We start from the raw sequence: 22,756 nt of genomic DNA on the forward strand, positions 1-22,756 counted from the left end.
AGCTGGCTCACTCCTGTAAAGATTGGAAATAGACGCAGTACTCGTTAGCGAAACAAGCACCACACAATGGATCTGGCCCACATACTATCGCTCCGAAGTCTAATAGCGCAAGGTTGTATGCTCGTGCGTCTCCGGGGACCAACCTCTCAGTATAACTGAGTTGATCTGCTTCTGTCTCGGGCCACGCGTCTCGAAATACCCGACTGTACACCCTCTCGACGTTCCTATCAAGTATCGGCAACTGGTCCCCACGGGCGAAGCACAACGTGGCGTTCGCCACGTAGCGGCCCACTCGCGGAAGTTCCATCAGTAATTCTGGTTCAGCAGGGAGGTGGTCGTGTGTCGAGGCAATTTGCTTCAGTGCCGCTGAGCGCATATTTTGGAATCCGAGAGGCTCGATAACTTCGACGAGTTCGTTCTCGTTGGCCTCCGATATCGAGTCCAGCGTGGGGAACCGTTCCAAGAACCTCGGATAGACCGCTGCGACGTTGTCAGCCGGCGTCTGGGTCAGGAAGAACTCCGCTACGAACACTTCGTACAGCGTTCGGTTCGATTCGCGCCACGGGTACTCACGACGGTTCTCCTGCCACCATTCAAGCAGGTTCGTCCGAAACCGGCGCTCCGCCTCAGACAACATCGGCTCTCACTCAGTCGTCGGCGACAGAGGACTCGACAGACGGAGTTGCGGCCCCGACGTGCGAGAAAATCGCTTGTCCCATGTACTCACCGAGCTTCGGGGGGACAGCGTTTCCGATCAGTCGGCCCAGATTCGACACACCGACGTCTTCCCACTCGTCGTAGAAGTCGTAGTCTTCCGGGAACGTCTGCAACAGTGCACCCTCAAGCAACGAAAGTGCCCGGTTCTGGTCTGTATCGTAGTGACCAAAGCGGCCGCTGCCGTAGTTGTAGAACTGCGTCGTGATCGTCGGAGAGGGTTCGTCGGGCCGCATCCTGCTGTAGGGGGCTTTGTACGAGCGTCCGCTCGCTTTCCGGTGGCAATCCGCCAAGAGATGGTTGAGGCCTTCCTTCTCCCAGAGAGTCCAGTCTCCACCAGGTTCCATATTGTCGATACGCTCTAAGTTCTTTGCCGAAAGGGAACGTGCTCTATGTACGTCGTTCTCGTCGCTGACTTCCCCTGCTTCAAGTGGTGGCAAGTGATCAATCGTATCTCTGACCGTAGGATAGTCATCCTCGCTCTGAATCGGTGGATCGGGCAGCGACAGAGGCCCTCGCTTAGACGCCATGACCACCCACCGCTTCCGCTTCTGTGGGATCCCGTACTTTGGGCAGTAGACGTTCTTGTTCTCGTCGCTATTGACGTGGTAGCCCTGTGATTCCAAGCTCTCGATGAACGCGTCGTAAACGCCGTCCTCCTGCTTAACTTGGAGTACGTTCTCGGTGACCACCACATCCGGCTCGACGTACTTTGCGATTCGTGAGACCTCGTTCAATAGCCCCCACTTTTGATGATCTTCGTGACCTTTCCCCTTCGAGTGCCCCATCGTGGAGTACGGTTGGCAAGGCGCACAAGCCGCGAGGACCTTCAAATCCGCATCCCACGGGTACATCTGTGCGATTGGTTCTGGATCCTTTGCCAACGAGCGGATGTCCGCTCTGACGTACTTTCCGTCGATGTTCTGCTCGTACGGGTACTTGCAGTCCCGATCCTTATCGATCCCTGCAACGACCGAAACACCGGACTCCTGGAGGCCATAACTGAGGCCGCCTGCTCCGCAGAATAAATCCACCGCAGCTACCTTCATAAGCATCTTTCTCGCGTATCGTCACATAAGCGTTCGGCAACTACACCATTCTGACTACTCCCACCGCAAGAGGAGCACGTCGGAGTGACCCGGTTAGAACTGGTATCCGTTCCGAGGGACGGATCTCATCGACGCGTAACAGTAATACTAACTAGGTGGTCTTAGTTCCGTACAGACATACCGGTTTATACATGGACCAGGAACAGATTCAAATCAACGAAGCGGCTAAGTGGTTCTTCTTTAGTGGTGGGCCAGGAGCCCCACGCTACGGCGACGACCCCACAAAACACGCCGTAGATCACGATTCGGAGGCATTCGTCCGTGAGGTCCTTCAAAATGCGAACGACCAGGGCCTCCCGAACGGAGATCCAGTCGAAGTGACGTTCCGTTTCGTCACGCTAACCGGTGACGAGAAAGAGGTATTCCTTGACGGACTCGGCTGGTACGATGGGCTCGGAGAACGGATGCGAGCAGTCGCGGACACACACAATGGCCATCGTTACGAACGTGTCGTCAAACGGGTCAACGATCCCGAGGCCGAACTCCGCCTCCTCGTCGTCGAAGACAGAAACACGACCGGATTGACTGGAAGCTGGAACGGAGATTCCAACTACGCTGCACTGGTGCGTGACGAACTCTACAGCAGTAAGCAAGACGACACTGCAGGCGGCTCGTACGGCCTCGGTAAGTCCGTTCTCTGGACGTTTTCGGGGGCTTCGACAGTCGTCTTCAATTCACATCTCACTAGCAAGCGTCAGGACGACTCGCCCCGTCTCATCGCCCGTTCTAAGTTCCCCACGCACCAACTTCGGGAGGACGATACGACGTACCAAGGTGCGGGGTGGCTCTGCAAACCAATCGAGACCGACGACGGACCCCGCCCGGAATCCTTCTGGGGAGAGCACGCGTCGCAACTTGCAGAACAACTGCACGTGGAACGGCCCGCAGTCAGCGGAACGAGCGCCATGGTCGTTGAGTTCCAGGATCCGACTCGGGACGAGCGACCGGACGTCGAAGATCTCGCACAGGAGTTCGTTGACGCCTCTGTCAAGTACTTCTGGCCAGCCATCTATCGAGGCGATCTCGAAGTCACGGTCGAAACGCCCGAGGAAACACTGGCCGCCGACGTCGAGAGCGTTCCTGCGATCCGACCGTTCGTCGAGGCTTATGAGGAGAGAACTACGGAGGTTCAGACGCTGGTGAACCCAGGAGACGTTGCTGGACTCGATATCCCAGTCAATCTCCCGCCTCGTGCCGATGGAACCGAGACCCCCGACGGATCGGTTCGGTTGTCGGCTCGCCTCGCTTCTCCCGCGGACGACGATTCGTATCTGAATAACATCGCATTGTTCCGAGGGGCGGGAATGGTGGTCAAGTACTACGACCAGAGTCGTGTCGCCTACGGTGACCGGAACTTCTTCGGCGTGATAGCCGCTGGCGAAGCGCGGTCAGAAGGGATCCCCTCGGATAGTGATCTAGAGATCGACCGATTCCTGCGGTTCGCCGAACCGCCAGAACACGACGAGTGGGAATCCACTGAGAACCTCCGTGAGCAGTACCAGCGTGGATTCCGGATGGCACTTGACGATATGTTCGGAACGCTCCGTGACGGGCTCCGTCACCTGATCTCGAAGGGTAACAGCGGCGACTCACTATCCGACAACGTTCTGAATCGGTTCCCTATCCACGGGAGCGGAAATCCACGGTCCACGACGTCGCCCGCCGATCCTGTCTTCGAAATCGACAGTTCGTCGCGCTTCGACGGCGATGCGTGGGTGATCTCTGGTCGAATTAAAACACTCCCAGAACAGTTCGACGGGTGGAGTGCCGACATCTCACTCACCGGTGTTGGTGAGGACGGATCCCGTTACGACGACATCCCCATCGACTACGTCGAAATCGAACAATCCGGCGTAACCGTGTCGCAAGACGACGGATGTGTTCGCCTGGTCGCCGATGAAGACGTCGATGATCTCTCGTTCTCGGGCCGTTCTCATTCCGACGAACATGCTGACTTAGTGCACGGTGATGTCGGTGCAACACAACTGGAGATACTCGCTGAGTTACAGACTTCGGAGGAGGATCAAGCGTGACCAGACACTCTCAACGACACCGTACTACGACACTTCCGTTTAGCTACCGAGATAAGGGGATAGACTTTGATCTGGACTCGTTCGCAGTTGATGATGGGGAGCGAACAGTACTTGACCTGAATCCATCACAGACAGAGATCAACGTCGCATCGGCTGTATCGTCGTCTGGCAGTAGCAGTGACGAGTCGGATTGGGACACTATTACTCTCCACGGAAAACTGCGCCTAGCCGAAGAGACGGTTCAAGCAGTCTTTCCACGGGACGAGTGGGCACAGCCTCCAGCCAAGCTCTACGTTACCCTCCGCTGTCACGAGACAATCTATCGTGACCGAGTCGTCATCTCCGAAGCTCCCACCACACCCGGTGAATACGAGGTCAGGCTAGAGATTCCGAAGAATATCGTTCGCGGGACCGTCGAACTGCGCCCGTATCTGGTTCGCACCGATGCTCGTCCGGGAGAAGAACCGAACGACTATGCCGATCAGAAGAACTTCCGCGTTGCCAGTGGGACGCTGTACTACGTCGTCGTTGACGGCCACGAGGAAGAAGAGCGAGCCGCCATTGATGGTGAGCGAGTCCGGTTCTCCCAAAACGCCCACCTCCCAGATGGGAACAAGCTGTACTATCTCGACTTTCGGAACGAAACTCGACCTAAACTGTGGATCAACTCCGACCATCCCCGTATTGCCGAAGTGCTACAGAGTAGAGGATCTGTGGGTGCTGAGGCTCGGATGCGTGACGTGATACTCGACCAGGTGAGCTACGGCGTGTGGGTACAACTACTCGTTCGTGCTGGGAGTGTTGTAGACGCAGAGGGCGAGGTTGAACACGAGTGGCAGGAGATGGTACTCCAAACTTTTGCTCGAAACCTCTACGAGACCAATGAGGTATCAGAAGCGATTCACCGTCTCAGAGACGACCTCTCTGACCCACAAACCCTACCCCACGTGATGCAGAAGATCGATAGCGAACTTCAAGAGTATATAAATCCCCGAGAGCAACTGATCCATCTCATGGAGGAGGGCCTCCAGATCTAACGTGACTGAGACAGAATTACAGCGACTGACCGAAGACGGACGTCGCCTTGTGGGGCAGTCGTTCATGAAAGGTGAGGCGACGTTAACCGAGGAACAGCTGAACGAGTACGTAGAGCCTATGCCGGGACGTCCGACGGCCGACCTTGACAGGATCGATTCCGCAGTACAGGACGTTCTGGAGGGGTACCCAGAGTACGAGACAGCTATAGATGGCGCACTCGCTGAAGAAATTCACCGTTCCCTCGACATCACGAGACGAACTGCCGGTGATCCGGGCCTCTGGCATTGGCTAGCAGTAGTCCGATACCCAGATCTCGTCCGACACCGATGGGAATATCGCTCCGAAGAGGCGATGAGAGAGAAGTTCCTCGGTGCGGGCTCCGACTTGTACTCGAACGCCATCCACAGGCTCTGGTGGATAGCGGAGCTCACTTCGCGTGGCAACGATTATTCGACGACTGACGCGGTCTTTGCCAATCAGACGATGGTCAACAAGGTGTTTGACCGCTGGTTCGCGCGCTACCAACCCGCCGTTCGAGCTATGTGTGACGAACTCGCAGACGAACCGTCGCGTGTCATAGACGAAACGACACGGCGGTTCAACCACGCACTGACGAACGTGCAGCTTGAAGGGCTCTCAGAGACCGAGGCACGAGAGATGATTAGACAGATCGTCACCGAATCTCGATAAACGCCTCTTTACCGGTGTCGTCACAACTACGTTTCCGAACTCATTCTTGTAACGGAGCGTTCACGAGACCCTGGTTTGACCACACGACATTAGCTGGTATGGACGTACTCTTAATCAGAGTGCTTGACTGTGAGTCCCAGTACATCACAACGCTGGTTAGTTGAGACGGCTGCTGAAGGTGTGTCTACGACCAAGCAAACACACAGTGAACTCCATGGGGCCAACTTCTTAGCTCACTCGTCCTCATCTATGAGGTGGAATTTCCTCTCAATCTTGCAAGCAATACCGAATTTGATTCTGAGGGCCTAGATTTCGATGCCGTGAGATTCTATGTACTCTGAGTATTTCGACAGACCACCTGACTATAGACTTCTCCTTAGCGACGACGGCGGTCCGACGCGCACGGCCCTTGAAATGGCTGTTTATCTTACCACTCACTAATTATACAAATAGTTTTTATACTCCATCAAGTACCCTGAGATGGCGCAAAACCGCCGCCCGGTGGTGTGACACCGGGCAACAGGTGCTGCCTGGTATGACAGCAAGAGACACTAATCGTGTCGGGAGTGATAACTCTGACCCTCGGTCGGTCGAGGACGCGGAGATCGTCACCGAGCACGATACGCGAAACAGGCGAATCGTCCAACACGCGCGGGAGAACGGCGGTACGACGACCCGCAGAGACCTCGTTGCGAAGACGGGTCTCACCGCGAGTGAACTCGAAGAACACCTACAGACGCTCGCAGACGGCGGGTGCGTGGACCTGATCAGCGACGGGGAACACGAACTGATCGCGCTGACGTTCCGCGGAGAACACCTCGCCGGAGGGTACCGATGAGTGAGGCCGACCACGCCTACGCGATCCCAATCGACCCCGACGACGCGTTCCGGGCGATCTCGAACGGCAGGCGTCGGCAAGTGATCCTCTCGCTCGCGCAGTCGGAGAGCGCGCTCACCGCGTCGGAGCTCGCGGTGGAGATCGCCGCAATAGAGAACCTCGTCGATCCGTCCGAGGTGACGAGCGAGCAGCGGACCCGAGTCTACGTCTCGCTGGTCCAGTCTCACCTTGAGACGCTCGACCGGGCGGGCGTCGTCGAGTACGACGAGCGGGGGAAGCGAGTCTCGCCGACCGACGCCACGGAACCGGTCGCCGGACACGTCCGCCGGATCACGACGGCGTGTTACAGGCCGGACGCGGGGAGGGTCGATGAGTCGTAGCGACGGGTACCGAACCTTCCCGACGAGCGTTCGGAGAGAAATCCTGAAGCGGGACGATTTCCAGTGCCAGGTCTGCGGACGCCTCGGCCCCGAGCGCGGCGGGAACATCGACCTCGAAGCGCACCACATGCGGGAGGACCCCGAGTACGTAGATCGGGACCACGCGGACAACGGCACGACGATGTGCATCCCGTGTCACCACCTGATCACCCACCGGACGACGGCCGACGACCTCCCGTTCGCCCTCGACGACGTCGCCGCCGAGGTCAACCTCCTGTACAAGGACATCGAGATCCTCGTGTACCTGTACGAGCACGGCCCCGCGACGACGAGCGAGATCCGCGAGGCGACGAGCGGTTCCGCCCGGACGTCGATCATCGAGCGGCTCTGGACGCTGATGTCCATAGACAGGGACGTCGATTCCCTCGACGGGCCGCTCATCGACAAGGACCTCGACACGGACGAGTGGGGGTACCCCGGCGACATCGGTCGGACCGTCCGCGGACGCGTTCCCGAGGGTGAAGAGGAGTTAGTCAACCGGTTGCGGGACGAACTGCTCCGGCGGCTCCTCGACGCGGGTGTGAACCGATCGACCCTCGCGCTGTTCTTCGGACGTTCTCGGAGGGCCACCTTCTACATCGCCAAGCGGGCCGGAGCGATCCGGGTCCCGTTCGACGACGAGTCTCACCCTGACGCACTGATGGACGAAGACGAGTTCGACCGGGTGGTCGATGGGATGGAACGACTGTTCAGGGGAATCGACCGGAGTCGGGATGACCGGTAATTGTTCAAGGGTGATGTGTGTAGCGACTGAGAGAACGACAACGAGTCGGAGCCGATCGATGGAACACGTACACGCGCGACACGACGAACTGCCCGGGCAGTTGACGCTGCACGTCGGCGACGAGGAACTGCTGTTGGACCGGGCTCGCCCCCGCGTTCGACCGAACGAGCTGGTGGTCGCGCCCGTCGAGTTACACAAGCGGAACGTCCAGCGGAGACTTCGTGAGCGGAGCGCGTCGAAGGGTGCGTTCGAGTTCGAGGACCCCGTCGGAGCGAGCCGGAGCGTTCTCGACGAGACGAACGTGCCGAGCAAGGCGATAGACCGAATCGACCGCCTCGCGCTCGTGCGCTCGCTTCTGACGGAGAGTGAGTCGCGGGAGGCAGCCAGGGTATCGTTACCTCCGGGAGTCCCCTCGCGCGACCCGCAGTCCGTCGAACAGCTTCGCACCGAGGTGGAGGCGTTAACCAACTTCCACCCGGAGCGGGTCGGGGCGTGGAGGAGCGGGGCCGAGAGCCTGTACGAACCGATCGACGCCGAGAGCGAGAGGCAACTAGACGCCGCGCTCGACGTGGAGCGCGCGCTCCGTGAGCGGACGTCCAAAGCGGTTTCCGAGGCGGAACTCGTCCGGCGAGCGACCCGAGCGATCACGGCGACTGAGGGCTCCGCGTGGAGTGACGCCTACCCCGAGATCGAGCGCCTCACGCTCGTCGGAGTGAGCAGTCTCTCCGCGCCGCACGCCGACCTCGTTCACTCGCTGCTGCTGGCGACGTCGCTGGAGATTCACGTCCACTTCCGCCGAGGAACCGGCGAGTTCCTCCGAAGTCGGACGCCGGCGTTACTCGACGTCACCAGTCCCGGTAGGGAGGTGTTCGAATGACCTCGTCGAACCGACTCGCGCTCTCGCGTCCGCTCGAAGAGACCGAGACGCCGGTCGTCGAACTCGTGGCGACGACCCGCCGCGAGGAAGCGCGGAGCGCGATGGCGGTCGTCGCGGCGCTGCGCGACCGGGACGTACCCGTCCGCGATATCGCGGTGGTGGTTAGAGACCTCGACGCGTACGAACCGCCGTTCTTCAGGGCGGCGATTCAGTACGGGATTGCCCCGGTGTTCTGGACGCAGCTCTACGTCACCAGGACCCGCCCGTACGCGCTCATCGAATCGGTCTGCGACGCGCTCGACGCGGAGGAACTCGACTCGGACGCGCTCCTCCGCCCGCTCGAACACCGGTGGGCACCGGTGGAGACGACGACGGACGAGTGGCCCGTCGAACCGGCGGCACTCGACCGGGTGAGACGAGCCCTCCCCGGGGGCTCTCGGACGCTCGAAGAGTGGACCGAGGTGCTGGAGGCGAGCGGCGCGGACCCCCGCGTTCTGACGTTCGCGGACTGGCTCGATACCGCTCCGGACCCGAGTCCTGAAACCGTTCGGTCCGTCCTGAGCGACGTCGTTGAGGGGTACGCCGAACACGGGCTCCCCGTGACGAAGGAGGCGGACTCACCGGCACTGCTCGACACGGAGACCGACGCCCGGGCGGTCGTTCGGGTTCGGACCCTCGTCCAGCAGCTCCGTCACAAGTTCGACGACAGGCTCGACGAGGGAGCGGTCGAACGCTCGTGGGGCGACGTGGCGGAACTCGCCAACGTGATCGCCACGCAACGCCCGGGGCGACGCGAGCACTCCAACGCCCGCGCGCTGGACGTACTGGAGGCGAACGACGTGTGGGCGCTCGATGTCCCGTTCGTCGTGGCCGTCGGTCTGACTGCCGACGACTGGCCCAGAGTGACCGACTCGATGGTCCCACCGGAGTTCCAAGAGACGGTGTTGAGGGGAGACGGCGACGTCGGGAAGCTCGCGCCGAGACCTTCGTGGGTGAACGGACGCGACCGCGACCAGTTTCTTGACATGCTCGGTGCTGCCGGCGAAGCGGTCATCGTGACGCGGCACACGCAGACCGTCGACGGGAACGAAGTCTACCCGTCGCCGTTTCTCGACCGGATAGACGCCCGGAGGATCAACGAATCCGACAGACAGCGGCTGGTGAGTGAGGAACGAGAGCTGCCACCGGAGATACGACGGTTACTGCCACCGCAAGCGGAGGTGAGCGATGGTGAGTGAGGAGGAGGAGGCGACACCCGACGGCCCGCTCCGGTTGAAAGGGGCACAGCGGGAGATCAGGGACGAGTACTTCGCCTGCGACGCGGGGCTGTTCACGCTCAGCTGCGTTCCCGGTTCCGGGAAGTCGGCGACCGCAACTCACATCGCCGCAGAAGACCTCCTCCGTCGGTACGTCGACGGTGATCCGACCCCCGAGCTGCACGTCGCGGTGGTCTCGTTCAACAGGGACGAGGCCGCCTCGATCGTTCCCGCGGTCTGTGAGCGGCTCCGAGTCATCGTCGAACACGAGCTCGTTCCGGCCGCGTCGGAGGTGTCCGAACCGGAACTGGAGTACCTCCTCCAGCGGGTTCGTCGAGCGCCGTTCATCGGGACCATCGACAGCCTCCTCAGGGGAGTCCTCCGAGAGGTCGTTCACGACGTTGGGTTCGAGACGATGCCGTCGGTCGGAAACGAGGCGCTGTTGAAACGAGTCCACGCAGAGTGTTACGACCGAATCTCCGACGACCCGGCGTGCGCACGCCGACTCGAACGGCTGGAAGCCGCGTATCCGCCGGGCGATCACGACGCCGGCGTCGCGGAGATGCTCGAACGGGCGCTGACGTACTGCCGCGACCGGGGGCTCACGACGGGAGCGTTTCGGGTCGAGCTCGAACGGACGCGCGGCGCGGTGTACGGAGACGGCCAACCGGACTCGTTCGAGGATGTCGTATCGAGCGTGGAGCGCTGTCTGGGCGACGACGAGACGGCCGGAGAGCGAGTCCGCGATTCGGTCAGCGACGTGGACCGTGGCCGCATCGTCGAGGCGGACAACGCGCTGTACCACGCCTGGGGCGCGCGTATCGAAGACCTCTGCGAGGCGCTCTCGACGTACCGGGAGACCTATCAGGACGCCGTTCGTGAGTTCGGCGTCCTGTCCCACATCGACGTCTCGTACCTCGTCGACGCGTACTTCGGCGGCGAGTTCGACGACTTCGACCGCGAGCTCCGGGACCACGTGCTCGGGAAGTACCGGTCCCGGATTCGGAGCCTCATCGTCGACGAGGCGCAGGACGTCTCCGAGATTCAGCACGCCGCGCTCTCGCACCTCGTCACGCCCGAAGTGCGCGTTCTCGGCTGCGGGGACGTCCTGCAGGGAATCTACCTGTGGCGGCACGCGGACCCGTCGCTGTTCGAGTCGGCCACTACGTCCGGTCGGTACCTGGGTATCGACTGGGACGTCCACGAGAACCGGACCGCGGCGACGACGTACCGCTGCGTGCCGGCGATCGCGTCCGCCGTCAACACCGTCTCGGAACCGATATTCAGCGATCCCGCCCGCGGGAACATCGGCGACCTCGATGCGGGATACACTCCGCTGGAGGCCGCGCGAGACGAGGTCGACGAGACAGCGGTGCACGTCTCCTCGTTCACCGGCGTCGGCCATCCCGGGACGTCCACGTGGGCGAATCCCGAGGGAGGACAGGGAGAGGCGAACCTTTTGGCGACACACCTCTCTCGCGGTATCTCCGACGGGACGTTCGCCGACGAGAACGGAGATCCGCTCGGGATCACCGTCCTGTTCAGGCGCAAATCGAGGATGAGCGATTACGAAGCCGCGTTCGAAGCGGAGGGGCTCCGCGTCCGAAACGCGAGCGAGAACCTCTTCGACTGCCCCGCGGTTCGGGCCGTGTTCGACGTCTGCGACTGGCTCGTCGATTCGGCTTCGCCGGAGGGAACGAGGCGACTCATAACGGAGTCGGGTCTCGGGCTCGAATCTCTCGAAGGGATCTTCGAAGCGAACGCGTGGAGTGTCGATCGCGTGCTCGACAGCGCCGACGAGGGCGCTCTCACCGAAGCACAACGAGAAACGCTCGCGGCGCTTCGTCGGCTCCGCGACCGCCGCGACGTCTTCGAGACGTTCCCCGCTCGGACGTACGTCGAGGAGGTCGTCGGAGCCCTCGCGCTCAGGGCGGACCCTCACGGTGACTTCGGAGACGTCGATCCCGCGCAGCGGGTCGCAAACGCGGACGCGCTCGTCGAGACGATAGCGCAGTGGGCGGGTGACGAGCACCACTCTCTCCCCGATCTACTGGAACTCGTCGAGCCGTTCCGAGAGGAACCGGACGCCGGGCCGACACGGCCGAGTTCCGTCGACGCCGATTACGACGTGCTCTTCCAGACGGTGCATCGCGCCAAGGGCGACCAGGACGACGTCGTCGTTATCGCGGACCCAGGGTTCGATATCTGGACCCAGGGCCCCCACGCCCAGCGCTTCGTCGCACAAGGCAACATCGCGGGGCTCGCGCCGCCGACGGACGCGAGCGCTCCCACCGACGTCACGATCCCGCCCTTCGACGGTGGGCTGTACGACCCGAGCGACGGGTGGCAGCGCGACGTCGGGCTCCGTTGGGCGACCGCTCGATGGCGTGATACGGCTGTCCCCACTGCAGATCCCGACGTCCTCGTCGGTCCTCCGAGACTCCGCCGGTTGGCCGAGAACGAGCGGGCCGAGTCCTGGCGGCTGCTGTACGTCGCGCTCACGCGTGCGATGGACCACTTGATAATCCCGTTACCGAGGACTTTTCCCGGGGGACGCCCGCGAGACCGCTGGCTCGACTCGATCCGTGACGGGCTCCGCTTCCCGGACGGGTGTACAGAGACGTACACGCTCGCGCCGATCGAGTCGGACCTGAACAGCGAGCGGATACGGATCGGCGTCAACGACGCCGACCTGCTGGCCCGTCGGCACAGGAAGGGGAGCTCGACGCCGCTTCCCGAGGTCGCCGTGAGAGCTCCCATCTCCGATCGACTGGCTCCGTGGGTTCCTCGTTTCGTCAACCCGAGCACGATGTATCCCCTCACGAAGGACAAGGACCGATACGCGCTCGCTCACCTGCTCGGAGAACCGCTCCACACCGAGACGAACGACGTCGCGGAGGACCTGCCACTCGTCTTCGAGCGGATGGGCCCCGACGAGGTCGGGTCCTGCGTGCACGGGGTACTGACCGAACTCGTCAAACGCGAGGTGTCGGAGCGCGCCGTCCGATCGATGGGCGACGAGGTCAGAGACGTGTTCGACGAGGTCGTTCACGAACGCGAACCGGGTATCGGCGTCGACGAGCGGGACGGGCTGTTCGCCTTCTTCTCGGATGTGCTCGACGATTTCTTGGAATCCGACCTCTGGGCGCGGATCGCGGAGGCGGAGACAGTCGTCGTGGAGCGACCCATCGACGGCCTCGTGTCGGTCGGGGACGTCGAGATCGAAGTTCACGGGGAGGCGGACTTCCTCACCGTTTCACCCTCCGGTGAGCGCCACGTCACCGACGTGAAGGTGTCGCTGACAGACCTCACAGAAGAGACCCGACGTCGCTACGAGCTTCAGGTAGCCGCCTACGGATACCTCTTCGACCAGCAAGGAGACTCGGGGAGACAGGTGCGACGGACCGTCGAGACGTTCGGCGCGAAACGCGAGACCGTCACGTCGTCGTGGTCGCCGTCGGTCGTCGAACGCCGATTGTCCATGCTCACGGACGACTGACCGGTACATGACCGATAAGGAAATCGAGATTGCGGAAATCACAATTTCTAAATCCGGGCCATCGGCCCGGAACGGTCTCTGGAGGCGAACGTTCGAGAGACGGTTCTCTCCGAGCGTGGACCCCTTTACCCGGAGTCTGAGCTCCTGCTCCGTACCCAACTCAGCCAGCCGAACACGCACTTCAGTAATCCGGTTTCGGGCGGTCGTGGACTTATGACCGTTCGGAAGAATTAGCGTGTATGACCGAATCGGACCCCGCGGAACTCCCACCGCTGAACGAGGGGACGCCGCCGCTCGACGCCGCGGTCGCGGTGGAGTGGTGGTTCGAATTCAAGGAGGACGGAGGGCCGAAGCTCGATACGTTCCACGGCTTTCACGACGCCGAGAAGATAGCTGACGGAGACCCCCCGGAAGTCGAAGACGGCGAGGTCGTCACCGCGACCGGTGACCCCGTCGATTCGGACGGTGTGCTCGAAGGGGACGCGGGAGACTCCCGCCACGTGTTCCTCACGCACCGAGACGCGCTTTCGCGCGGTATCGACCCGTGTACCAGTTGTTTCCCGCGGTACGCGACCGACCGTCGTATCGAGAGGGAGCGAGGAGACGACGGGCTCCTCACCGAGCCGGGCGTCGAGGGTGTCGTGTTCAAGCTCTCCACCCGGTACGACTTGGAGTCCGACTGGACCGTCGATTCGGTTCACGACTCCTACACGTCGATGCTGTACCGCGCTCGCGCGGTTCGCAAACAAGTCGGGTCCGCCGGTGGGCGGCTTCGCGTCTCGTACATGCCGATTCGTCGGTGTGACTACGCGTCGTTCTCGGAGGCGATGGCCGCGGAGCCGTCGATGGCGCACGTGTCCGAACTCAGGTCGATACAGCCCGACGAACTACCGGCAGTTCGTGATCGACTCGGCGACGACGCGCTTCGAACGCAGGTTGTCCACGAGCACCGCGTCACGGACACGGCCGACACGAGACCGCCGATACTCCACGAGTCGGAGAGTCCGCCCTGTGGATACGAACGCGATTCGCCCCTCTGGGGCGGGGAAGAGGACGAAGATATCCGGGAGATGTTCGAGGATGTCCGACCGACGGTCGCCGACGTCGTCGAACAGGGTAACGTGGTCCGGTTCTGTGAGACGTGTTTCCCGGAGCTCGCGTCGTGGGACGAGGACGCAAGGGACGATTAGTTCCCTCGACCGCTCCCGTTTGATAGAAGAGCGCACCTCGTTTCCTCACTGAGGGGTAACCCCGTTTCCGCACTGAAGACGATGTCAGGTACTCGACGCCCCTCTGAAGGCATGACCTCGTTTCCGCACTGGGGGTTTTTTGGCACCTTGTTTCCGCACTGAAGGTAACCCCGTTTCCTCACTGGAGGTTCTGGGGCACCTCATTTCCGCACTGAAGCGTGACCTCGTTTCCGCACTGGAGGTATCCGGGCACCTCGTTTCCTCACTGGGACATCGAGTTCAAGCGCACGATCACACTTTCAACAGATGGTCATAGATGCGCTCGGTCGTCTGGATGCTCCTGTGCCGGAGACGGTTCCGAACGTCGTAGAGCGTGTTCCCCTCCTCTTCGTTCATCATCCGGTAGGCGACGCCGTGTCGGAGGGCGTGCGGCGTGACGTCGTCGGGAGTACCCCTACTCCCATCAAGCCTGAAGGGGCGAACCTCTGCCTTCTCGGCTATTTTGTGGATCATATTACGGACACCCTGTTCGGAGATGCGGTCGGAAGAGCGCGACGGGAAGAGCGCCGGCGTGTCTTTCCACCGGTTGGTGAGATACGAAGACAGCAGTCGCGTGGTGTCGTCGGCGAGCACGAGCGTGACCGGCGGCGGCGAGTGCTCGTTGGGGTAGTCCTTCTGGACCTCCGTCGGCAGGTAGAGTTCCGAGTTGTCGTTCCGGAGGAACTCAACGTCGACGCTGACGAGTTCGCCGACGCGGAGTCCCGTGTCGAACATCGTGGTCACGATGGCTTCGTTGCGTTGCTGTAGGTACTCGGCACCGGTCTTGTAACACGCCGAGCGGAGTGACTCGACTTGGTCGGGCGTCACCCACACTTTCGCTCGAACTTTGGAGTTTGCGTATTCGCTCATTCTGGCACACCGACTTTATAAACAGTAACGCTCCAACCCTCTTTGAACTTTGGAGTCTACAAGAAGATTCCAAAGTTCAGTATGTCTCCGCTGGATAAGAAAGAACACCGCGCCGAAAAAGAGGACATCCACATAGCCTGTCCAGACGAAAGAGTGGACTAGTTGAATCAACCATCAACTTTCCGGGAAAGATACCATGGATCACCACGCCAGAAAATTCAAAAGAAACAGACAGGTTCGACGATCGTTTGAGCCGTCACTGTCTGGCGCTCGAAGGACGGTAGCCATGCTGGCTTGAACGTAATCCCGGTTGGAGGGTAAATCCCTCAGGGTATATCACCGTACGTCTTAGGACGATACACCCCCCTGAGCGGAGTGTCTACAGACCGATTCGCAAGTTCATATCTCCGTAGACACTCTCTAAGGAGTGTAGAAAGTGTCTACGGTCTTTGAGCAAACATCAATGTATTGATAAACATCCTGGAAATGTACATTGAAAAGTGCACGATCTATTTGGAATCGTAGGACGGCAAGGGGAGACGTTTCTGAAAATCCTCTGTATGTGTGAGAATTTTTAGTTTATCTGGGTCGAATTTGAGTGGAGTCCGCAAATCCGCAGGTCAATCCATGCAACGAAATCACGATGATCTGTTTGGAACCAAAAGACGGCGATAGATCCGTCCATCACATTGATTTCTGCACGTGTTCTTTGGGATCGAAAGACGGCGGAGAGGCGGAAAGAAAGTTCCATTTCCCGGCCGAACTCCGCTTGTGCGGCTACTTTCGGTGTCAATCCGGATCTGACCCTTCTGGACGCGATTATAGTCAAATTACTGAACTTTTGCCTACATTGAAATCCGCACGATTGATTCGTAATCCGGAGACAGGGCTCACTTCACGCTTCGTTGTAAAATCGACACGATCCGTTGGGAATCGCTATCCCGCAGCTCGGATACCGGATCTCGACGTGGCATCGGAATACTGATGATTGAGATGATAGGTTCCTAAACCACGGATCTCCCGGGTACTACCGGCGAATACTTACATTGAATTTCGCACGACTTTTTCGTGTGGCAAGTAGAAGCGCCAGCATCCCCAGCTAGCGGTGTTTGAATTTCTGCCATCCGTATCAAATATTTGTCTTGACATAATTCTACCATGTAATCGAATAACTCTCTCGAATACCATCATAGAACCCGCGCAACTGCTGAGTGGATATATAACATAGATGTGTGTTCTTATCAAGAGTTTTGACGGATTCAATAAGAAATCTGATAGCTTGTCCGAGCAGACCGGAGTTGGTGGGATTCTAACCAATCATCGAATTTGAAATACCAACAGAGAGTGTTCTGAAAATATGTTCTCTGCTGGTATGCAGAGTCGGTGGTCGCGGTTGGGAGGTTCGATGCGCTTAGTCGAACGCCCCATCTTCGACGTCCGGAACCCCCCGAACGAATTGACGCGACGGATGTCTCAATGGTTTCGTTCTCTATTTGGTTGGCTGTACTGGTCCGGTCTCTGCTGCGCAGTCATTCTGTCCCGGGGTTCGATTCCGTGGTCTTGAGACGCAGCGAGTCGCCGTCACGTTCGATGACCTGCTTATCGACGAGGCGGGTGATCGCATCGGTCACCGCCCGTTCGTCACCGTCCGAAAGCGACCGCACGTTCGACAGGACGAAGGACCGAATCGAACTCGTTTCGCGCCTCCCGTCGTCGATCGCCCCCAGAACGAAGTACTCGGCCTCGAATTCGGTTGCGAATTCCGAAACGCGTTCAGTGAACGACGCCGGTAACCCGGAGAGCATCTGCACCGCGGTCTCGATGGCGAATAGCGGGTGAGATCGGTCGCGGATGTGTCGCGCCTCCGTCGAACCCGTATTGAACGGGCGCTGTTTCTCGATCTCCTCCAGGATCGACTCGTACTCCAGCCCGCGTTGCGCGTACAACCGCATGTCCTCGATGTCCCGCCGCCTTCCGCTCCCCAAGTCACCGCCCGAGACGGCCTTCAGCAGGAACATGTCTTCGTCGGAGAGTACGTACGCCGTCGCGTGCTCGCCGACCCAGAACTCCTCCGCCCGCTCGTGCATCCGAGTCGTGATCCACACCTTCCCGACTACCTGCCGTTCGAACAGGTCGATTCGGAGCCCTCGCTCGGGATGACGCGTCTCGACCGTTTTCCCGACGCCGTCGAAGGGCTCGGTGGGCTCGTCAATCACCTCGAACCCGTTCCGTTGCAGCGCTTCGTACACGTGCTCGAATTCGGTCGTCACGGCGAGGGCCAAGTCGATGTCCTCAGTCTGGGCTTTGAGTCCCTGAACCGTCATCGCCGACCCACCCAACAGGTACACGTCGACGGGTTCCGAGAGCCATCCGTCGAACTCCGACAGGAACTCCCTGATGGCGTCGCCGCCGGTGAAGACCGCCATTCAGGCGACCCCGTACTGGTCTTTCAGCGCCGCGTACTCTCCGGGACTCGGTAAGCGAACTCCTCCCTCATCGCCCGCCTCGATGTTCTCGTCGATGAAAGCGTACATCTGAGAGATCGTCTGCTCGACCCCGTACCAAGTCGCGGTCTCCGTGAGCGCTTCCCGGTCGATCCCCTTCTGTTCGATGAGGAGTAACGCGTAGCTCGTCCGCCGCGAGTCCGCGTCTAGAACGAGCGTGTGGCAGACGACCTCTGCGGGGGTGAGAGGTTCGTCCGGCGCGTACCAGAACGCCGGCTCGCCCGCGAGGAAGAATCGCAGGCCGTACGCCCGAAATCTCGCCAGCCCCGTCAGTTCCCAGTCTTCCGCGCTCTGGAGCGTGTCCGTGTCCTCCGGGTCGTGGACTCTGACCAGAGCCCGCTTCGGGTCGCACCACTCCACGGTCGCGCTCGGCGCGAGAGCGCGAACTCGGACTCGGTGTTCGTGCGCGACGACCGCGCGAGCGAATTCGAGCAGCGGTCGCAGGTCGTCGGCGAGCGCGTATTCCGGCCCTGCCGGATCTAACATCGCCCGGTTCTTCAGCGGTGAGAGGGCTTTGTGAACGGCCTGTCTCGTGATCCCCAGACGGTCGGCGATCGCCGTGACGCGACGCGGTTCGTCGAGGAACCAGCAGACGCGTATCGTCGCGGGGGAGAGGAGCTCAGGCCATTCGACGTGTGCGAGTTTCGAGGCGAGGCGGCGGTACGCTTCGACGACCGGATCGTCCGTCGCTCTCACGACGCGCAGGTTGTGATGGCCGCGCGTCTCGCGCACCAGTCCCGCCTCGATCATTTCGTCGACGACGCGATAGACTTGCTTCCTGCTGTTCCCCGTGTCCGCCGCGAGTTCCCGGGCGGTGGCTTCCCGACCGGAGGAGAGCGCGTCGAGAACAGCGATCCCGGTCTTCGAGAGCATCTTTGTAAACCATATTGTCCGAACACTCAAAGGTGTTCCCACGGTTTGGTTTACGATTTGGCCCATAGTCTGAGTGCTCCCGGTGCGGGCAGAGCTATATTGCGTCACGCGCCAGCTCAGACCGCGCGCTCGGAGCTTCGGCAGTGTTCCCCGAACGGGCACGTCTCGCACTGCGGAGTGCGTGCGGTGCAGACGTCGGCCGCGAAGTCCAACATAGCGTGCTGGAAATCGCTCCCGCGTCGAGAGGGTACGAGCCCGTCGGCGAGATGCGGGAGAGTCCCCGAGTCCGGGGGTAAGTCGAAGAAGCGGGAAATCAGACGCCGAACGTTCGTGTCCACCGCCGCGATGTCCTCGTCGAACGCGTGTGTCAGGACCGAGCGCGCGGTGTACGCGCCGACGCCATGGAGTTCCAGAAGGTCAGCGTATCGGCGGGAGACGTCGCCCGAGTGCCGCGCGACCAACTGCTGTGAGGTCCGTCGGATGAACTCCGCTCGTTTCGCCAGACCGAGCGGAGCGATTCGTCGTTCGATCGCCTCCGGGTTCGCGGCGACGACGGTTTCGGGCGACGGGTACCGCGCGACTATCGGGAGATACGCACCGGAGACTGACGCGGCGGTCGTTCGCTGAAGCAGTATCTCCGCGATCAGGATCTCGAACGCCGACCGGCCGGGCTCGCGCCAGGGTAGCCGATGCCGGCCGTTCTCTTCGTGCCAAGCAAGTAGCGGTCCGACGAACGACTGCTGAGGGTTCAACACGTGACGCTCTGCCGCGTCATCGATGAAATACGTTCGTCGGGGACGTCGGTAGTTCGATTCTCCTCGATGGTGGGTTCAGCTTCGCCCGGATCGTACTTCAGAGTATGATACTTTGAAGTACGATAATCGTCTCGCGTCGCTACCGGGACCACCCGTTCGACGACACAGAGACAGAGATATCAGGTCGAATCGAACTTGGCCGGTGGACAAGCGTCTGGTGATTTAAGTAGATAGCCCGCGTTTGTCCAGCCAGTAGCGGCCGAAAACCGCAGATGCGCGGAGGCGGGATGCGCTCGAACGGGCCGAGCTCGCGGCGAACGGGGGAGCCCTTTCGAGCCGAGGACCAGGGTTCAAATCCCTGACCGAGCACTTCTCTGAGGAACAATGTGACGAAGAAGAGCGCACAGTGTAGGGATTTGAATCAGGGAGCAGCTTGCTGCGACTGAGGTTCAAATCCCTGACCGAGCACTTCTCTGCTGAACTTCCTTTCAAGCGACCGCCATCTCCACGCCCAATTAGCTTACACGTTTTTAACGATAGCAATTAAAATACGAACGATAGCATGGAACACGAACGTCCCGAGACGAGGGGTCGGTGATGCTCGAAGAGTTCGTCTCGCAACTCGACCCCGTGGTCGTCCGCCTGTTCGTCGCGGCGGCGTTGGGTATGTTCCTCGGCTTGGAGCGCGAGCGGTCGAAAAAGAGCGCCGGCGTTCGGACGTTCACCCTGACGAGTCTCCTCGGAGGCATCGCCGTCGCGGTCGGGAGCGACGTGCTCCTCGCGGCCGGCGGGTTGTTGGTGGTCGTACAGGCGGTGTTGCTCGGGAGTCGCGGGCTGTTCGACCGCGGGCCCCACGAAAGCGACGCCGGCGGAGCCGACTCGCGGGACGACCGCGACGCCGTCGGTGCGTCCGATTCACACCGCGATGGGAACCACCGCGACGACGCCGAAGTCGCCCGGTTAGACGACCTCGGCGTGAGCCTCTCGCTCACCACGTCCACGTCGCTTCTGGTCGCGTACGCGGTCGGCGCGGCGGTCGTCAGCGGCTTCGTCATCGAGGGGGTCGTCGTCGCGCTCACCTCGTCGCTCCTGTTGGTCCTGCGGCGCGAACTCCACGGGTTCGCCCGGCGACTGACGGCGGACGAGGTCCGAAGCGCCGTCGAGTTCGCCATCATCGCGTTCGTCGTCTACCCGTTGCTCCCCGAGGGGCAGGTCGGCCCGTGGGACGCCGTCAGCCCCCGAACCGTCTGGCTACTCGTCGTCGCGGTGAGCGCCATCGGCTTCGTCAACTACGTCATCATCCGTCGGTACGGCGAGCGCGGCATCGCCATCACGGGGTTTTTCGGCGGGCTGGTGAACTCGACGGCCGTCATCGGCGAGATAGCCGGACGGACCAGTCGAAACCCGTCGATTCGGCCGCTCGCGGCCGGCGCGATTCTCATGGCCGACGCGGCGATGGCGCTCCGGAACCTCTCGCTCGTCGCCGTGTTCGTTCCGGAACTCGCGGTCGAGGTGGGCGTCCCCCTCGGACTCATCGCGCTCGTCGGGGTGAGCTACGCGCTGCACTCCCGGGAGTGGGGCGTCGACCTCGACGTGGCGTTCGAGTCGCCGTTCAGCCTCGAAAGCGCCCTCCGGTTCGGCGTCTTCTTCCTCCTCGTGTTGATCGCCTCCGCGGCCGCACAGGAGTACTTCGGCGCGACCGGGTTCGTCGTGACGAGTTTCCTCGGCGGACTCGTGTCGAGCGGGTCGGTCGTCACGACCGCCGTCACGCTCTACGGCGGCGGCACCATCGGCGAGACGACCGCCGTCGTCGGCGTCCTCGCCGGCACCGCCGCGAGCATCGCGGTCAAAGTCGCGCTCGCGGCGAGCGTCGACCGGGAGCTCCTCGGGCCGGTGGCCCGCCGGAGCGCGCTCCTCGTGGCCGCCGGCGTCGTCGGCGTCGTCATCGTCACCACCGTCGCCGTTCGCTAGGCGAGCCGATGGCTTGAGGTACGCCGGGGGCTATCGTCGCTCCACGTCCAACAAGCGATGATACTCGACTCGACTCGACGTGACCGTGGCGAACCGCGGGGGGAGCGACAGCTACCGGCTCCGGAGCCGAACGGAACGAGGCACGTCCTCGGGAGCGCCTGACCGTGTCGGACGCGACGCGCGCCGCGCTCGCCGCGGGAACCCTCGTCGCCCTCGCCGCGACGAGCGGGAGTCTGTACTTCAGCCTCGGCCTCGGACTGACGCCCTGCGACCTCTGTTGGTACCAGCGCATCCTGATGTACCCGCTCGTCGTGGTGCTCGGTGTCGCCGCGGTCGAGGACCGACCCGGCGTCTGGAAGACGGTACTGCCGCTCTCGCTCGGGGGCCTCGCGCTCTCGGGGTATCACTCCTATCTGCAGGTCGCGCCGGGCGCGACCTGTACCGTCGGCGGCCCGTGTACGTCTATCCAGTATCCCATGCTCGGCGGTCTCCTGACCATCCCGCGACTCGCGTTCATCGGGTTCGCGCTCGTGACGGTCCTCGCGGTCGCCGTCGCCCGCCTCGGCGGGGCCGACGACGCGTGGGGGATGTGACGTGACCGCGGTCGGCCGCACAGGCGGCCGCGAGCGCCGCGTTGTCGTGCAGGCGGAGGTCGCGGCGGAACCACGCGAGCGAAGTTGACTCGGACATCGTCGGCGGCGCTTAGGATGGGGGTGACTTGAGTCGAACGGCAGATTCGGGGCTGGTGGAATCGGGGCGGGTGGAATAGGACGGACCGCGACCGCGTCACCGACCTATGTCCGGCTTCGCGTCTGTAAGCCGAGTTCCGCGCCGGCGACGACCGCGACGGCGGTGAGCGCGAGGCCGGCGACGAGTCGCGGGTCCACGCCGTCGATGACGGGGACGCCCATCCACCCGGCGACGAGGAGCGCGAGGCCGGCGAGACACGTCGCCAGCGACAGGAGCGCCAGCGGCGGCTGTGTCGGCTCCGGGTCGGCCAAGAAGTGGTCGAGTTCCGCCGCGGCCGAGCCCAGCGAGACGGTCTTCGCCCGCGAGTCGTACGCGACGATTCGGAGCGAGTCGAGTTTGGGGAGGTGCGTCTGGTGCAGCGAGATGTAGACGCTCTGCCGGACGTTCTTGGGGGGCGGCGACTCGCCGGACTCTACCTCGGCGATGTGTTCCGCGAGGTCGCCGACCGACTCCGGCCCCGGCGCGTCTCGCAGTCGGTCGAGCGCGAGCCGTCGCCGCTCGTTTCTGAGCACGTCGTGGATGTCGGCCTCGTCGAGCGAGTCGTCCGCCGGCTCGTCCACCGACGGCGGCTCAGCGTCGCCCATCG

19 protein-coding genes and 1 pseudogene are annotated in these 22,756 nt (G+C 61.8%); 12 read left to right on the forward strand and 8 right to left on the reverse strand.

Annotated features, from left to right (window positions below; genetic code table 11):
• Window positions 1–7: 7 nt before the first annotated feature.
• Both BN996_RS05430 and BN996_RS05435 read right to left on the reverse strand, forming a co-directional pair.
• Window positions 8–637: an HhH-GPD family protein gene (locus BN996_RS05430; protein ID WP_089777512.1), complete on the reverse strand. Its 630-nt coding sequence runs from the start codon at window positions 635–637 to the stop codon at window positions 8–10.
• Between the two features lie 10 nt (window positions 638–647).
• Entirely contained in the window at window positions 648–1,763 is a 1,116-nt protein-coding gene (locus BN996_RS05435; RefSeq protein ID WP_089777513.1) for a DNA cytosine methyltransferase, read from the reverse strand.
• Between the two features lie 191 nt (window positions 1,764–1,954).
• Here BN996_RS05435 and BN996_RS05440 point away from each other — a divergent pair, with 191 nt between their 5' ends.
• From BN996_RS05440 to BN996_RS05485, 10 genes are all read left to right on the forward strand, one after another.
• Window positions 1,955–3,856, forward strand: a complete 1,902-nt coding sequence (locus BN996_RS05440) for a hypothetical protein (RefSeq protein ID WP_089777514.1) — start codon at window positions 1,955–1,957, stop codon at window positions 3,854–3,856.
• On the forward strand, window positions 3,853–4,893 hold the full coding sequence (locus tag BN996_RS05445) for a hypothetical protein (RefSeq protein WP_089777515.1): 1,041 nt from the start codon (window positions 3,853–3,855) through the stop codon (window positions 4,891–4,893). The genes BN996_RS05440 and BN996_RS05445 overlap by 4 nt, the downstream gene beginning before the upstream one ends.
• 1 nt (window position 4,894) lies before the next feature.
• The gene (locus BN996_RS05450) at window positions 4,895–5,584 is read left to right on the forward strand and encodes a DUF6339 family protein (RefSeq protein WP_089777516.1); all 690 of its coding nucleotides are present in this window, start codon (window positions 4,895–4,897) and stop codon (window positions 5,582–5,584) included.
• 535 nt (window positions 5,585–6,119) lie between these two features.
• Window positions 6,120–6,422 carry a hypothetical protein gene (locus BN996_RS05455; protein ID WP_089777517.1) on the forward strand — a complete coding sequence of 101 codons (303 nt, stop codon included), beginning with the start codon at window positions 6,120–6,122 and terminating at the stop codon, window positions 6,420–6,422.
• On the forward strand, window positions 6,419–6,802 hold the full coding sequence (locus BN996_RS05460; RefSeq protein WP_089777518.1) for a DUF7344 domain-containing protein: 384 nt from the start codon (window positions 6,419–6,421) through the stop codon (window positions 6,800–6,802). Before BN996_RS05455 ends, BN996_RS05460 begins: the two co-directional genes overlap by 4 nt.
• Complete coding sequence (locus BN996_RS05465; RefSeq protein WP_089777519.1) at window positions 6,792–7,586, forward strand: HNH endonuclease; 795 nt, start codon at window positions 6,792–6,794, stop codon at window positions 7,584–7,586. The genes BN996_RS05460 and BN996_RS05465 overlap by 11 nt, the downstream gene beginning before the upstream one ends.
• A 58-nt stretch (window positions 7,587–7,644) precedes the next feature.
• On the forward strand, window positions 7,645–8,463 hold the full coding sequence (locus BN996_RS05470; RefSeq protein WP_089777520.1) for a hypothetical protein: 819 nt from the start codon (window positions 7,645–7,647) through the stop codon (window positions 8,461–8,463).
• A 101-nt stretch (window positions 8,464–8,564) separates the two neighbouring features.
• A complete protein-coding gene (locus BN996_RS05475) occupies window positions 8,565–9,701 on the forward strand; it encodes a PD-(D/E)XK nuclease family protein (protein WP_226908705.1) in 1,137 nt (378 codons plus the stop codon).
• Window positions 9,691–13,218 (forward strand): UvrD-helicase domain-containing protein, encoded by a 3,528-nt coding sequence (locus BN996_RS05480; RefSeq protein ID WP_089777522.1) that lies wholly within the window; start codon window positions 9,691–9,693, stop codon window positions 13,216–13,218. The genes BN996_RS05475 and BN996_RS05480 overlap by 11 nt, the downstream gene beginning before the upstream one ends.
• Window positions 13,219–13,457: 239 nt before the next feature.
• Window positions 13,458–14,408, forward strand: a complete 951-nt coding sequence (locus BN996_RS05485; RefSeq protein WP_089777523.1) for a hypothetical protein — start codon at window positions 13,458–13,460, stop codon at window positions 14,406–14,408.
• A gap of 291 nt (window positions 14,409–14,699) precedes the next feature.
• Here BN996_RS05485 and BN996_RS05490 read toward each other — a convergent pair whose 3' ends face one another.
• The 4 genes from BN996_RS05490 to BN996_RS05505 form a co-directional block, all read right to left on the reverse strand.
• On the reverse strand, window positions 14,700–15,317 hold the full coding sequence (locus BN996_RS05490; protein WP_089777524.1) for a tyrosine-type recombinase/integrase: 618 nt from the start codon (window positions 15,315–15,317) through the stop codon (window positions 14,700–14,702).
• Window positions 15,318–16,846: 1,529 nt separating this feature from the next.
• Window positions 16,847–17,743 (reverse strand): hypothetical protein, encoded by an 897-nt coding sequence (locus BN996_RS05495; protein ID WP_089777525.1) that lies wholly within the window; start codon window positions 17,741–17,743, stop codon window positions 16,847–16,849.
• Window positions 17,744–18,694, reverse strand: coding sequence for a winged helix-turn-helix domain-containing protein (locus BN996_RS05500; RefSeq protein WP_089777526.1), 951 nt, complete (start codon window positions 18,692–18,694; stop codon window positions 17,744–17,746).
• Window positions 18,695–18,810: 116 nt separating this feature from the next.
• Window positions 18,811–19,449: an HhH-GPD family protein gene (locus tag BN996_RS05505; protein ID WP_089777527.1), complete on the reverse strand. Its 639-nt coding sequence runs from the start codon at window positions 19,447–19,449 to the stop codon at window positions 18,811–18,813.
• A gap of 597 nt (window positions 19,450–20,046) precedes the next feature.
• On the opposite strand from BN996_RS05505, the gene BN996_RS05515 reads away from it, so the two are divergent.
• Both BN996_RS05515 and BN996_RS05520 read left to right on the forward strand, forming a co-directional pair.
• Window positions 20,047–21,420 carry an MgtC/SapB family protein gene (locus tag BN996_RS05515; RefSeq protein ID WP_089777528.1) on the forward strand — a complete coding sequence of 458 codons (1,374 nt, stop codon included), beginning with the start codon at window positions 20,047–20,049 and terminating at the stop codon, window positions 21,418–21,420.
• Window positions 21,421–21,584: 164 nt separating this feature from the next.
• On the forward strand, window positions 21,585–22,013 hold the full coding sequence (locus BN996_RS05520) for a disulfide bond formation protein B (protein ID WP_089777529.1): 429 nt from the start codon (window positions 21,585–21,587) through the stop codon (window positions 22,011–22,013).
• Here the strand turns inward: BN996_RS05520 and BN996_RS20780 are convergent.
• Window positions 21,955–22,110, reverse strand: a pseudogene (locus tag BN996_RS20780) (deoxyribodipyrimidine photo-lyase); the annotation flags it as partial. The gene BN996_RS05520 and the pseudogene BN996_RS20780 sit on opposite strands and share 59 nt — an antisense overlap.
• A gap of 104 nt (window positions 22,111–22,214) precedes the next feature.
• Window positions 22,215–22,754 (reverse strand): DUF7344 domain-containing protein, encoded by a 540-nt coding sequence (locus BN996_RS05530; protein WP_089777531.1) that lies wholly within the window; start codon window positions 22,752–22,754, stop codon window positions 22,215–22,217.
• Window positions 22,755–22,756 lie beyond the last annotated feature (2 nt).

The organism is Haloferax massiliensis (assembly GCF_001368915.1).
Taxonomy (GTDB): domain Archaea; phylum Halobacteriota; class Halobacteria; order Halobacteriales; family Haloferacaceae; genus Haloferax; species Haloferax massiliensis.

Bases quoted from the DNA above. Each gene is read 5' to 3' on its own strand.
- BN996_RS05430 (WP_089777512.1), bottom strand. From the start codon at position 637: ATGTTGTCTGAGGCGGAGCGCCGGTTTCGGACGAACCTGCTTGAATGG.
- BN996_RS05435 (WP_089777513.1), bottom strand. From the start codon at position 1,763: ATGAAGGTAGCTGCGGTGGATTTATTCTGCGGAGCAGGCGGCCTCAGT.
- BN996_RS05440 (WP_089777514.1), top strand. From the start codon at position 1,955: ATGGACCAGGAACAGATTCAAATCAACGAAGCGGCTAAGTGGTTCTTC.
- BN996_RS05455 (WP_089777517.1), top strand. From the start codon at position 6,120: ATGACAGCAAGAGACACTAATCGTGTCGGGAGTGATAACTCTGACCCT.
- BN996_RS05460 (WP_089777518.1), top strand. From the start codon at position 6,419: ATGAGTGAGGCCGACCACGCCTACGCGATCCCAATCGACCCCGACGAC.
- BN996_RS05465 (WP_089777519.1), top strand. From the start codon at position 6,792: ATGAGTCGTAGCGACGGGTACCGAACCTTCCCGACGAGCGTTCGGAGA.
- BN996_RS05470 (WP_089777520.1), top strand. From the start codon at position 7,645: ATGGAACACGTACACGCGCGACACGACGAACTGCCCGGGCAGTTGACG.
- BN996_RS05475 (WP_226908705.1), top strand. From the start codon at position 8,565: ATGGCGGTCGTCGCGGCGCTGCGCGACCGGGACGTACCCGTCCGCGAT.
- BN996_RS05480 (WP_089777522.1), top strand. From the start codon at position 9,691: ATGGTGAGTGAGGAGGAGGAGGCGACACCCGACGGCCCGCTCCGGTTG.
- BN996_RS05485 (WP_089777523.1), top strand. From the start codon at position 13,458: ATGACCGAATCGGACCCCGCGGAACTCCCACCGCTGAACGAGGGGACG.
- BN996_RS05490 (WP_089777524.1), bottom strand. From the start codon at position 15,317: ATGAGCGAATACGCAAACTCCAAAGTTCGAGCGAAAGTGTGGGTGACG.
- BN996_RS05495 (WP_089777525.1), bottom strand. From the start codon at position 17,743: ATGGCGGTCTTCACCGGCGGCGACGCCATCAGGGAGTTCCTGTCGGAG.
- BN996_RS05500 (WP_089777526.1), bottom strand. From the start codon at position 18,694: ATGCTCTCGAAGACCGGGATCGCTGTTCTCGACGCGCTCTCCTCCGGT.
- BN996_RS05515 (WP_089777528.1), top strand. From the start codon at position 20,047: ATGCTCGAAGAGTTCGTCTCGCAACTCGACCCCGTGGTCGTCCGCCTG.
- BN996_RS05530 (WP_089777531.1), bottom strand. From the start codon at position 22,754: ATGGGCGACGCTGAGCCGCCGTCGGTGGACGAGCCGGCGGACGACTCG.